General features: G+C 65.9%; 12 protein-coding genes. 5 read left to right on the top strand and 7 right to left on the bottom strand.

Features of this window, described 5'->3' with window-relative positions; genetic code table 11:
• Nucleotides 1-57 precede the first annotated feature (57 nt).
• The 4 genes from gsiB to IB258_RS11755 form a co-directional block, all read right to left on the bottom strand.
• Nucleotides 58-1,611, bottom strand: a complete 1,554-nt coding sequence (gsiB, locus tag IB258_RS11770) for a glutathione ABC transporter substrate-binding protein GsiB (protein ID WP_054450705.1) — start codon at nt 1,609-1,611, stop codon at nt 58-60.
• A gap of 66 nt (nt 1,612-1,677) precedes the next feature.
• A complete protein-coding gene (locus IB258_RS11765) occupies nt 1,678-3,558 on the bottom strand; it encodes a dipeptide ABC transporter ATP-binding protein (protein ID WP_054450703.1) in 1,881 nt (626 codons plus the stop codon).
• A gap of 44 nt (nt 3,559-3,602) precedes the next feature.
• On the bottom strand, nt 3,603-4,583 hold the full coding sequence (locus IB258_RS11760) for an isoaspartyl peptidase/L-asparaginase family protein (RefSeq protein ID WP_054450701.1): 981 nt from the start codon (nt 4,581-4,583) through the stop codon (nt 3,603-3,605).
• Nucleotides 4,580-5,455, bottom strand: coding sequence for a MurR/RpiR family transcriptional regulator (locus tag IB258_RS11755; RefSeq protein ID WP_054450699.1), 876 nt, complete (start codon nt 5,453-5,455; stop codon nt 4,580-4,582). The genes IB258_RS11760 and IB258_RS11755 overlap by 4 nt, the downstream gene beginning before the upstream one ends.
• A 189-nt stretch (nt 5,456-5,644) precedes the next feature.
• Between IB258_RS11755 and IB258_RS11750 the strand changes: the two genes are divergently transcribed.
• The gene (locus tag IB258_RS11750; protein ID WP_054450697.1) at nt 5,645-6,103 is read left to right on the top strand and encodes a GNAT family N-acetyltransferase; all 459 of its coding nucleotides are present in this window, start codon (nt 5,645-5,647) and stop codon (nt 6,101-6,103) included.
• 44 nt (nt 6,104-6,147) lie between these two features.
• Here IB258_RS11750 and IB258_RS11745 read toward each other — a convergent pair whose 3' ends face one another.
• From IB258_RS11745 to IB258_RS11735, 3 genes are all read right to left on the bottom strand, one after another.
• Nucleotides 6,148-6,801: a CoA transferase subunit B gene (locus IB258_RS11745; protein WP_054450695.1), complete on the bottom strand. Its 654-nt coding sequence runs from the start codon at nt 6,799-6,801 to the stop codon at nt 6,148-6,150.
• 11 nt (nt 6,802-6,812) lie between these two features.
• Entirely contained in the window at nt 6,813-7,511 is a 699-nt protein-coding gene (locus IB258_RS11740) for a CoA transferase subunit A (protein WP_025137174.1), read from the bottom strand.
• A 185-nt stretch (nt 7,512-7,696) separates the two neighbouring features.
• Nucleotides 7,697-8,146, bottom strand: coding sequence for a thioesterase family protein (locus IB258_RS11735; protein WP_054450693.1), 450 nt, complete (start codon nt 8,144-8,146; stop codon nt 7,697-7,699).
• Nucleotides 8,147-8,258: 112 nt separating this feature from the next.
• Between IB258_RS11735 and IB258_RS11730 the strand changes: the two genes are divergently transcribed.
• The 4 genes from IB258_RS11730 (at nt 8,259) to IB258_RS11715 (ending at nt 12,357) form a co-directional block, all read left to right on the top strand.
• Complete coding sequence (locus IB258_RS11730) at nt 8,259-9,905, top strand: electron transfer flavoprotein-ubiquinone oxidoreductase (RefSeq protein WP_054450691.1); 1,647 nt, start codon at nt 8,259-8,261, stop codon at nt 9,903-9,905.
• A gap of 74 nt (nt 9,906-9,979) precedes the next feature.
• Nucleotides 9,980-10,840 carry an NAD-dependent epimerase/dehydratase family protein gene (locus IB258_RS11725; RefSeq protein WP_175161943.1) on the top strand — a complete coding sequence of 287 codons (861 nt, stop codon included), beginning with the start codon at nt 9,980-9,982 and terminating at the stop codon, nt 10,838-10,840.
• Nucleotides 10,841-10,912: 72 nt separating this feature from the next.
• Nucleotides 10,913-12,016, top strand: a complete 1,104-nt coding sequence (locus IB258_RS11720; RefSeq protein ID WP_192352606.1) for a cytochrome — start codon at nt 10,913-10,915, stop codon at nt 12,014-12,016.
• Nucleotides 12,013-12,357 carry an antibiotic biosynthesis monooxygenase gene (locus IB258_RS11715; RefSeq protein ID WP_175213962.1) on the top strand — a complete coding sequence of 115 codons (345 nt, stop codon included), beginning with the start codon at nt 12,013-12,015 and terminating at the stop codon, nt 12,355-12,357. The genes IB258_RS11720 and IB258_RS11715 overlap by 4 nt, the downstream gene beginning before the upstream one ends.
• The last annotated feature ends 4 nt before the right edge of the window (nt 12,358-12,361 follow it).

The raw sequence follows: 12,361 nt of genomic DNA, 5'->3' as shown, positions 1-12,361 counted from the left end.
GCCCCCGCCGTATGTGGCCTTACAGGGGCGACTAGGCCCCGAGAGTTACTGCCAGATTTACTGCTTCAGATCGATGTCGCCGAACCAGAACGAGGTGTCCGGCTCAACGTACACGCCCGACAGGTTCTTCGACTTCACGTACAGGTTGTTCTGGGTCACCAGGAAGGCCCACGGGGCGTCCTTCCAGATGGTTTCCTGAACGTTCTTGTAGATTTCGGTCTTCTTGGCGCGGTCGGTCGTGGCCAGGGCTTGCTGGATGCCATCGTCCACCGACTTGTTCGAGTAGTACGACACGTTGTTGAGCACCGGCGGGAACGCGGCGGTGGTCAGCAGCGGACGCAGGCCCCAGTCGGCTTCGCCGGTCGAGGACGACCAGCCGGCGTAGTACATGCGGACCTTGGCGTCTTCAGGCTTCTGCACCTGTTGGACGCGCTGCACACGCTGGCCCGATTCCAGCACTTCGACCGACACCTTGATGCCGACTTGCGCCAGTTGCTGCTGCAGGAACTGCACCACCTTCACCGAGGTGCCGTCGTTATAGGCGGACCACAGCTGGCTTTCGAAGCCGTTGGGGTAGCCGGCTTCGGCCAGCAGGGCCTTGGCCTTCTTGATGTCGTACGGCCACGGGCCGGTCTTGTGCGCGTAGTCCACGCCTTGCGGCACGACGCCGTCGACGATGGTGGCATAGCCCGAGAAAGCGACCTTGGCCAGGGCTTCCTTGTTGATGGCGTAGTTGATGGCTTCACGCACCTTGACGTTGTCGAACGGCTTTTGCTGCGTGTTCATCGACAGGTAGCGCGCCATGATCGAGTTGTGGTGATCGACCACGTCCAGCTTGTCGTTCTTCTTCAGCACGGCGGCCTGCTCGAACGGCACCGGGAAGGCGAACTGCGCTTCACCCGTCTGCACCACGGCGGCGCGGGTGTTGTTGTCCGTCACGGTACGGAAGGTCAGGGTGTCGACCTTGGGGTAGCCCTTCTTCCAGTAGCCGTCGAACTTCTTGACCTTCAGGTATTCGGCCGGCTTCCATTCGACGAATTCGAAGGGACCGGTGCCCACGGGGTGGAAGCCGATTTCCTTGCCGTACTTGGCCAGCGCGGCGGGCGAGATCATCATGGCGGCCGGGTGGGCCAGCGCGTTGATGAAGGCCGAGAACGGCTTCTTCAGCGTGATCTTGACGGTCATCGGGTCGACCACTTCGGTCTTGTCGATGACGCTGAACTGGATGTAGCGCGACAGGCGGTTGTCCGGATTGGCCGGACGGTCGAAGTTGATCTTGACGGCTTCGGCGTTGAAATCGGTGCCGTCATGGAACTTCACGCCGGGACGCAGCTTGAAGGTGTAGACCAGGCCGTCTTCGCTGACGGTGTAGTCGGTGGCCAGGACCTTCTGGACCTTCAGGTCCTTGTCGAACTCGAACAGGCCTTCATAGTAGGCCTTGCCGGCCGCCTGGTTCAGCGTGCTGTTGGTGTTGTACGGATCGAGCGTTTCCAGCGCGATGGAGACGGCGAACGTCACGTCCTTGGCGGCATGCGCCAGCGGCGACGCGATCACGCCGAAGGCCAGCGCAGCGGCGGCCATCAGTTTGGTGGGGCGCAGAACTTTCATCATTGCAACTCCTGGTTCCAAAAAGGAATTAGGGGGTTTGGTGGAAGAAAAACAAGTACGACAACTGACTCAATACGCTCCGCCGACCGGATGCCGGGCGACGAAGTGATCCGTTCCGACCTGCACCAGCGGCTGCACCACGGGCTCGTCGCCGAGCTTGCGGATGGGGCTGGGGATTTCGTCGGACAACAGCGTGCGCTTCATGTGGCGGCGGGCCGGATCGGCGATCGGCACGGCGGACATCAGCTTCTTGGTGTAAGGGTGCTGCGGATTCTCGAAAATGGCGCGGCGCGGCCCAATCTCCACGATCTGGCCCAGGTACATGACGGCGACGCGGTGGCTGACGCGCTCGACCACGGCCATGTCATGCGAAATGAACAGGAAGGAAATGCCCATGTCGCGCTGCAGGTCGATCAGCAGGTTCACGATCTGCGCCTGGATCGACACGTCCAGCGCCGACACGGATTCGTCCGCGATCACGACCTTGGGGTTCAAAGCCAGGGCGCGCGCAATGCAGATGCGCTGGCGCTGGCCGCCCGAAAATTCGTGCGGATAGCGCTGCGCCATTTCCGCCGGCAGGCCCACGCGTTCCAGCAGTTCGGCCACGCGGCGCTCGGCATCGCGGCCACGGGCCACGCCGTGCACCAGCAGCGGCTCCATGATGGAAAAGCCGACCGTCACGCGCGGATCCAGCGAGGCGAACGGGTCCTGGAACACGAACTGGATGTCGCGGCGCAGGGATTGCAGTTCGGTGTTCTTCAGGCGCACGATGTCGCGGCCGCCGAAGCGGATCTCGCCGCCCTGGCTGTCGACCAGGCGCAACAGCGAGCGGCCGGTGGTGGACTTGCCGCAACCGGACTCGCCCACCAGCGACAGCGTTTCGCCGGGGAACAGGTCGAAGCTGACCTGCTCCACCGCATGCACGCGGCGCTGCACGCGGCTCATGATGCCGCCGCGCAGATCGAAGCGGGTGACCAGCTTGCGCACGCTCAGGATAGGCTCGCGCTTGGCGTCCGGCGCGGCGGGCGCGCTGACCGGAGCTGCCTCGGGCTGGGCCTGGCCTTCGGCCTGCAGCAGCGGGAAACGCGCGGGCAGGTCCGTGCCCTGCATGGCGCCCAGCTTCGGCACGGCCGACAGCAGCGCCTTGGTGTAGCGGTGCTGCGGCGAGGCGAATACCTGCTCGGACGGGCCTTCCTCGACCTTGTCGCCGCGGTACATGACCAGCACGCGGTCGGCCACTTCCGCGACCACGCCCATGTCGTGGGTGATGAACACCACGCCCATGTGCATTTCTTCCTGCAGCTGGCGGATCAGTTGCAGGATCTGCGCCTGGATGGTGACGTCCAGCGCGGTGGTGGGTTCGTCGGCGATCAGCAGCGCCGGCTTGCAGGCCAGCGCCATGGCGATCATCACGCGCTGGCGCATGCCGCCCGACAGTTGGTGCGGGTAGCGGTCCAGCACCGACTTGGCTTCCGGAATACGGACCTGCTCCAGCATGCGCAGCGCCTCGGCGCGCGCGGCCGCGGCGTCCTTGCCCTGGTGCTGGCGGATCGATTCGGCGATCTGGTCGCCGGCGGTGAAGACCGGATTCAGGGAGGTCATCGGCTCCTGGAAGATCATGGCCATGTCCGCGCCGCGCACACTGCGCATTTCGCGTTGGCTGGATCCGACCAGGTCGATCACGGAACCGTTGCGCCGCCGCAGGGCCATGCTGCCCTGGGCGATGCGCCCGCCGCCGTGCTCCACCAGACGCATGAGCGCCAGGGACGTCACCGATTTGCCCGAACCCGATTCGCCCACGATGGCCAGGGTCTCGCCCCGGTCCACATGGAACGACAGATTGCGCACGGCTTCGACCGTGCGCTCCGATCCCACGAAGCGCACCGTCAGGTCGTCGACCTGGACCACGCGGTTTTCCGGCAGCGCCAGGCTGTTTGCGCGATCAACCATCTCTTTTGATTCCCCAAATACTGAAAAAACGAACCCGCCGCCGCTTATCGGTAGATAGCGGTGACCGGCTTCTCGCCGACGCGGGCGTAACCCCGATACATGCCTTCCGTGTTGAACGGCAAGGCCACATTGCCCTGGGCGTCGACGGCCACCAGGCCGCCCTTGCCATCGATGGTGGGCAGCTTTTCATGCACGACGCGGTCGGCGGCCGCTTCCAGCGACGCGCCGCAATATTCCATCTGCGCCGCCACGTCATAGGCGGCGACCATGCGGATGAACATTTCGCCGGTGCCCGTGGTGGACACCGCGCAGGTCTTGTTGCTGGCATAGGTGCCGGCGCCGATCAGCGGCGCGTCGCCCACGCGGCCGACCTGCTTGTTGGTGATGCCGCCGGTCGAAGTGGCCGCGGCCAGGTTGCCCTGGGCGTCCACCGCCACCGCGCCCACGGTGCCGAACTTCTTGTCCGAGTCCAGCGGATCGGCCGGTGCGGGCTGGCCGCGCGCGACCAGCGCCTGGCCGTCATGGTCCAGCACCGCCGCTTCCGGCGTTTCGCGCTGCACGCGCAGCAGCTGTTCGCGGCGGGCTTCGGTGGAGAAGTAGGAGGGATCGACCAGTTCCACGCCTTCTTCCTTGGCGAAGGCTTCGGCGCCCTCGCCCACGAAGAACACGTGCTTGCTGTTTTCCATGACCTTGCGCGCGGCGAAGATCGGGTTGCGCACGCGGTGCACGCCGGCGATCGCGCCCGAGCGCAGCGTGGCGCCGTCCATGATGGCGGCGTCCAGTTCGTGGGTGGCGGCGCTGGTGAACACGGCGCCATGGCCGGCGTTGAACAGCGGACAGTCTTCCAGCAGGCGGACGGCTTCGGTCACGGCGTCCAGGGCGCTGCCGCCACGGGCCAGCACGGCCTGGCCGGCGGTCAGGATGGATTCCAGCGCGCTCAGGTACTCCTGTTCTTTCTCGGGCGACATGGCCGCGCGGGACATCGCGCCGGCGCCACCGTGAATCGCAATCACGGGTTGAATCATCGTTTACCTACTCCATGGATGAGCCACGGCATCACGGACTGGGTCACCCCAGCGGCGGCCGCGACGGAATTCTTGGCCCGATAGGCCACCGCGGCCGACAGGGCTTCGATCAGCCCCAGCGCAGCGGTTTCGGAATTGGGAATCAGCTGGCGCGCGGAATACGCATACAGCAGGACGGAAGCCGTGGGCGCCAATGGCGAGGTGGGCTTGTCGGTCAGCACCAGCACCGGCACGCCGGCCTGCTTGGCGGCGCCGGCCAACGTCACCGTGTCGGCCAGGTAGCGGGGAAAGCCGATGGCGATCACCAGGTCCTTGGACGTCATGCGCGCCATCTGGCGCGCCGCGTGCGACACGCCGCCGGGACCGGCCAGCGATTCGACGGAATGCAGATGCATGCACAGGCCGCGCTGCAGGAGGCCGGCCAGGAAGCCGCTGGCGCCGAAACCGATGATGAAAACGCGGTCGGCGGCCAGGATGGCCTCCACTGCCTGCTCGCAGGCGGCGGCGTCCAGCGACTGCAGGTTGCGCTGGGCATTGCGGATGTCTTCTTCCAGCGTAGCGGCGAAGATCTGCACGGCGCTGGCGGAATGCGCCAGCTCTGTGCGCAGCTTTTCCACTGGCTCCAGCGCCGCCTCGAAGCCGCGCGCGAGTTCGGCGCGGAACTGCGGATAGCCCGGCAGGTCCAGGGCGCGCGCGAAGCGGTTGGCCGTCGCCACCGACACTCCCACCGCCGCGGCGAACTCATCGATGGTCATGGTGGCGGCGCGGAACTGGTGCGCCAGCACGTACTCGGCCATCTTGTGCTGAGTACGGCTCAGCGCGGGCTGGGCCCGGGCGATCCGGTCAGCAATCGTGAGTGCGGCCTTGGTCATCGAGGGGGGAGATGTAGCGGGAGTTTATGTAAATCTGTTTACAAACAAATTTTAGAGAAGAAAATAGATTTTCATACTAAGGGTATACCCGTGAAAACATGTAACAGTGCATCGAATAAAACGGGGTCGGTTTGAGGTACGCTAAGGCCCGCCCTAATGGCCCCCACCCCGCCACACCGGATTGACGCTATGCCCGATTGGATCTGCAAGCCGCACCAGGAACTGACCGTGACCGAGATCTACGCGATCCTGCGGTTGCGCACGGAAGTCTTTGTCATTGAACAGAATTGCATCTTCCAGGACATGGATGGCAAGGATCTGATCGGGCAGACCTCGCACCTGATGGCCTGGCAGGACGGCAAGCTCGCCGCCTATTGCCGCATCCTGGATCCGTCGCTGAAGGACGGCCAGATCGAGATCGGACGCGTCATCACCGCCCCCTGGACCCGCGGCCAGGGCCTGGGCCACGAGCTGATCCGCCACGCGATGCAGGAAGTACGCCTGCGCTGGCCCGGCCGCGCCATGTACCTGGGCGCGCAGGCCCGACTGCGCAACTACTACGGCGGCCACGGCTTCGTGCAGGTCACCGAGGAGTACATCGAGGACGGCATTCCGCATGTGGGGATGCGGCTCGACGAAACGGCATAAAAAAACGCCCCGGAGGGGCGTTTTTCATGGGTGCGGCGCAAGGATTACTTGACTGCCGACACGTCCAGCTTGGCCTGGGTCTTGGACTTGATCTCGTCCACCGTCACGCCCGGCGCCGTTTCCAGCAGCTTGAGGCCGTTTTCGGTGACTTCCATCACGCCCAGGTCGGTGATGATCAGGTCGACCACCCCCACGCCCGTCAGCGGCAGGTTGCATTCGGACAGCAGCTTGATGTCCTCGGTGCCGTCCTTTTTCTTGGCCACGTGCTCCATCAGGACCACGACGCGGCCCACGCCCGCCACCAGGTCCATGGCGCCACCCATGCCCTTGACCATCTTGCCCGGGATCATCCAGTTGGCCAGGTCGCCCTTTTCGGACACCTGCATGGCGCCAAGAATGGCCAGGTTGATCTTGCCGCCGCGGATCATCGCGAACGAATCCGCCGACGAGAAGATCGAGGAGCCGGGCAAGGTCGTGACCGTCTGCTTGCCTGCGTTGATGAGGTCGGCGTCGACTTCATCGTCGGTGGGGAACGGGCCGATGCCCAGCAGGCCGTTCTCGGATTGCAGCCACACTTCCATGCCCTTGGGCACGTGGTTGGCCACCAGGGTCGGCAAGCCGATGCCCAGGTTCACATAAAAGCCGTCTTGCAGCTCGCGCGCGGCGCGTGCCGCCATTTCATCGCGGGACCATGCCATGTCTGTTCTCCTTAGGCCGGGCGAGTGGTGCGTTGTTCGATGCGCTTTTCGGGCGTGGCATTCAGCACGATCCGATGCACATAGATGCCGGGCAGATGGATCTGATCGGGATCCAGGCTGCCGGTGTCAACGATTTCCTCGACTTCGACCACCGTGAACTTGCCCGCCATGGCGACGTTCGGATTGAAGTTGCGGGCGGTCTTGCGGAACACCAGGTTGCCGCTGCGGTCGGCGATGTGCGCCTTGACCAGCGACACGTCCGGCACCAGCGAACGCTCCATCACGTACTGCTGGCCGTCGAACTCGCGGATTTCCTTGCCGTCGGCGACGATGGTGCCCACGCCGGTGCGGGTGAAGAAGGCCGGGATGCCGGCGCCGCCGGCGCGCAGCTTCTCGGCCAGCGTGCCCTGGGGAGTGAACTCCAGCTCGAGTTCGCCGGACAGGTACTGGCGCTCGAATTCCTTGTTCTCGCCCACGTAGGACGCAATCATCTTGCGGACCTGGCGCGTATTGAGCAGCTGGCCCAGGCCGAAGCCGTCGACGCCCGCGTTATTGCTGATGCAAGTGAGATCCTTCACGCCCGAATCGCGCAGCGCGGCGATCAGTGCCTCGGGAATGCCGCAAAGGCCGAAACCGCCCACGGCAATCATCTGGCCGTCCTTGACGATGCCTGCCAGCGCCTCCTGGGCGCTTGCAAAAACCTTGTCCATCGCTCCAACTCCTAGTTAAGGTCGAACTTGAAGAGGGCGCGGCTGCCGGCGCCGGTCCCAGCAACACCGTACGGAGTCCTGTGCGGCTGGCGCCTAGGGTGGCGCGCCCTTATTGCTTTTTTGATTTTGCGCTGATTTTACCGGCATGGCCGGCCAACGCACGCGCTATTTTGGCCGGCGCCGATTCAAGCCCCGGGCTTGAACATGGCGCCCAGCTTGGACAGCACCTCTTGCGGCCACGGGGCGGACGCATTGACCACATAGTCCATCCAGACTAGCACGTTGCGCGCGCGGGCATACGGACCGCCTTCGTCGCCCGCCTTCTCCAGCAGCAATTCGAATTCGGCGCTGGACCGGCCTATGCGCATGAGCTTGTGCGTCACGAGCACATTGGCGGGATAGGTCAGCGGCCGCAGAAAATCGCAGGACGCATGCGCCAGGATGAGCCCCTGATCTGCGGGGAGCGCGAAACCCGCGCCATAAAGTATCTGTATCCGGGCCTCTTCCATGAGGCGGAAATACATCGCATTGTTCAGATGATTCAGAGCGTCCGAGTCGCCCCACCGCAAAGGCAGTTCGACTTGATGGATATCTCCCACGGCCAGGATCCGCGCTGAGGTTTTGTCCGCGTTCACCAATTACTCCTGATGGCTAAAAGAAATACGAAGGCAACCATGGCCTCCGCCTGCAATACAATCGCCGATAATACTTCCAGCCATATATGGAATACATACGGGGAGCTTTGCAATGTCTGAACGCGAGTCGATGGAATATGACGTGGTCGTGGTTGGCGGTGGACCCGCCGGCCTGGCCACTGCTATCCGTCTTAAGCAGTTGGCCGCTGAGAAGAATCAGGAAATCGGCGTCTGCGTACTTGAAAAGGGCGCGGAACTGGGTGCACACATCCTGTCCGGCGCCGTCATGGACCCGCTGGCGCTGACCGAGCTCATCCCCGACTGGAAGGAAAAAGGCGCGCCCCTGAACGTGCCCGTCACGCATGACAAGTTCATGTTCCTGTCCGAGACCGGCGCGCGCACCACGCCCAACTGGCTGCTGCCGCCCTGTTTCCACAACGAAGGCAACTACATCGTCCGTCTGGGCGATGTCGTGAAGTGGATGGGCGAGCAGGCCGAGGCCCTGGGCGTGGACATCTTCCCGGGCTTCGCAGCCGTGGAAGTGCTGTACGACGAAAACGGCGCGGTCCGCGGCGTGGCCACCGGCGACATGGGCGTGGCCCGCGACGGTTCGCACACCGACCATTACCAGCCCGGCATGGAGCTGCACGCCCGCTACACCGTGTTCGCCGAAGGCGCGCGCGGCCAGCTGGGCCGCCAGCTGATCGAACGCTACAAGCTGGACGATGGCCGCAATCCTCAGTCCTACGGCATCGGCATCAAGGAAATGTGGGAAGTCGATCCGGCCCAATCCAAGCCCGGCCTGGTGATCCACACCGCCGGCTGGCCGCTGGACGCCGACACCTACGGCGGCTCCTTCCTCTATCACCTGGACAACAACCTGGTGGCGGTGGGCATGATCGTGGGCCTGGACTACGCCAACCCCTGGTTGTCGCCGTTCGACGAATTCCAGCGCTACAAGACGCACCCCGCCATCCGCGGCACCTTTGAAGGCGGCAAGCGCATCGCCTACGGCGCGCGCGCCATCACCGCGGGCGGCCTGCTGGCCCTGCCCAAGCTGACTTTCCCGGGCGGCGTGCTGGTCGGCTGCGAAGCCGGTTTCCTCAACGCCTCGCGCATCAAGGGCAGCCACGCCGCCATCAAGTCCGGCAAGCTGGCCGCCGAAGCCGCGTTCGACGCGCTGGTCGCTGACCGCCGCCAGGACGAGTTGGCCGCCTACCCCGCGGCCTTCGAGTCTTCCTGGCTGCATGCGGAACTGAACAAGGCGCGCAACTTCAAGCAGTGGTTCAAGAAGGGCCGCACCATCGCCACCGTGATGACCGGCGTCGAACAGCTGCTGCTCAAGGGCAAGATGCCCTGGACCCTGCGCCACAACAAGCCCGACCACGCCTGTCTGCAACCCGCATCGCAATGCGCGCGCATCGACTACCCCAAGCCCGACGGCAAACTGACCTTCGACAAGCTCAGCTCGGTGTTCATCTCGAACACCAACCATGACGAGAACGAACCCGTCCACCTGACGCTGAAGGATCCGTCCGTGCCAGTGCAGGTCAACCTGGCCAAGTATGGCGGCCCGGAATCGCGCTACTGCCCGGCGGGCGTGTACGAATTCGTCAAGGACGACCACGGCGAGGACCGCCTGCAGATCAACGCGCAGAACTGCGTGCACTGCAAGACCTGCGACATCAAGGACCCGACCCAGAACATCGTCTGGGTGGCCCCGCAAGGCGGCGAAGGGCCCGTGTACAGCGGCATGTAACGCTACCGGACGCCCGCGCCCGGCCACCGAAGGCGCCCTGCGGGGCGCTTTTTTTTCGACAGGCAGAACTCTCCATGACCGAACGCGTACTCCTTATCGGCTGCGGCGACCTGGGTCAGCGCGCGGCCCGGCGTTTCCTGGCGCGCGGCGACGAAGTCTACGCGCTGCGCCGCAATCCACCGGTAGGGGATGCGGACGGCATCCACTGGCTGCGGGGCGACATCTCCCGCGCCGACGGGCTGCCCGCCCTGCCCCCGGGTGTCACGCGGCTCATCCACCTGCCCGCGCCCGGCGCGCGCGAAGCCGCCGCCTACCGCGCGGTGTTCGTCGATGGCCTGAAACACGTGCTGGACGCGCTGGACGCCACACAGCTCAAGCGCATCGTGTTCATCTCGTCCAGCGCGGTCTACGGCGAACACGAAGGCGGCTGGGTCGACGAAGACACGCCGCCCGCGCCGCTGGGCGTCAATGGCCGCATCCTGCTCGAGGCCGAAGCCGCGCTGGCGGCCCGCGGCCTGCCCTCGACCGCCTTGCGCCTGGCGGGCCTCTACGGCCCCGGACGCCTGCACTTGATCGAACGCCTGCGCCAAGGCGCGGCAGGCGCGCCGACCGCTCCCGAACACTGGGCCAACCGCATCCACATCGACGACGCGGCGGGGGCCGTGGTCCATCTGGCGCTGCTGCCCGACGTCGCGCCTGTCTACATAGGCTGCGACGATACGCCGCTGCCCCTGCACGAGCTCTATGCCGACCTCGCCAGGCTGATCGGCGCCCCCGCGCCGCGCGAGGCGCCGGCGCCGGCCAACGTCGGCAGCAAGAAGCTGAGCAACGCTCGCCTGCGCGCCAGCGGCTTCACCCTGCAATGGCCGGACTCGCGACTCGGCTATGCCGCGCTGCTGGCGGCGGCAGGCAACCCGGACGCGCCGCAGGCATAGTTCGCCGCGCATCGAATCGTGGCCGTCAAGGCTGGCGGATACTGGCGGCCGTATCCATTACCGGCCATCGCCATGCATCCTGCCCATCCCCTGCAGGCGGTCACTCACCCCGACCCCTACCCGTACTACGCCGCGCTGGCGCGCGAGCGGCCGCTGTATCGCGAGGCGGCGCTGGACCTGTGGGTGGCCAGCCATCCGGACGCGATAGCGGCCATCATGCAGCATCCGGCCGCGCGCGTGCGCCCGGCCGCGGAGCCCGTGCCCAAGGCGCTGTGTCCAGGCCCGGCGGGCGAACTCTTCGGCCGCTTCGTGCGCATGAACGACAGCGCAACGCACACGCAGGTGAAGGCCCTGCTGAGCGCCTACCTCCGCGAACAATCGGCGCGGCCCTGTACGCCCGCGTGTCCCGATCCCGGCCCCCTGGACGCCGCCGCCGTCGACCGTTACCTGAGCGCCGCGCCGGTGCATGCGCAAGCCGCCTTCCTGGGGCTGCCGCCTGACCTGTATGCAGATTGCGCCGCCGATATTGCGGCGTTCCTGTCCGCGCTGCCCGCCGCCGCAGCGGCGGATCGCATCGAAGCGGGACACGCCGCAGCGCAGCGCCTGCAGACACGCCTGGAATCGCATCTGCAAGCCCCCGACGCCGCGCCGGCCCTGCGCCGGCTGCGCGAAGACGGCGCGCGGGCGGAGATAGCGCCCGCGGTGCTGGCCGCCAACCTGGCCGGCCTGCTGTTCCAGTCCTGCGAGGCGGGCGCCGGCCTGCTGGGCAACGCCATCGTCCTGGCCGGACGGCGCGGCCTGCGCGCGGATCTCACGAACGCTGCGGCGCTGGCCCTGGTGGACGACGTGGAACGCAGCGACCCGCCGTTGCACAACACGCGGCGCTTTCTCGCCGCGGGCATGGACGTCTGCGGCTTGCGCATCGAAGCCGGCCAGACCGTGCTGCTGGTGCTGGCCGCGGCTGCCACGGTGCAACCCGAGGCGCACTGGACTTTCGGCGCTTTCGGGCATGCCTGCCCGGGCCGCCTTCCGGCCCGCCTGCATGCGGCGGGCGCGCTCACTCGCCTGCTGCGCGCAGGCCTGGATGCCGCCGCGCTGGCGGCCCGTTTCCGTTACCGGCCGCTGCCCAACGCGCGCGTGCCGCAGTTTGATTTTTCCGAGGAACAAGCACCATGATCGCAGTGATATTCGAAGTCGAACCCGCCCACGGCAACCCCGATCCCTATCTGCACATCGCCGCCAGCCTGATCGACGAGCTGAAGGCCATTGACGGCTTCGTCTCGGTCGAACGCTTCCAGAGCCTGAGCGATCCGGGCAAGCTGCTGTCGCTGTCGTTCTGGCGCGATGAAGCGGCGGTCCAGCGCTGGCGCACGCTGGAGTCGCACCGCCGGGCCCAGGAAGCCGGGCGCGGCGGCGTCTTCGCCAATTACCGCCTGCGCGTGGCGCAGGTGCTGCGCGACTACGGCATGAACCAGCGCGACGCGGCGCCCGTCGACAGCCGCGAGCGGCACGGCTGAGGCC

Source organism: Achromobacter sp. ACM02, assembly GCF_014851605.1.
Classification (GTDB): Bacteria; Pseudomonadota; Gammaproteobacteria; order Burkholderiales; family Burkholderiaceae_B; genus Achromobacter; species Achromobacter aegrifaciens.
The sequence above is the reverse complement of the archived record's forward strand: the minus strand, read 5'-3'. Positions and strand labels throughout refer to the sequence as shown.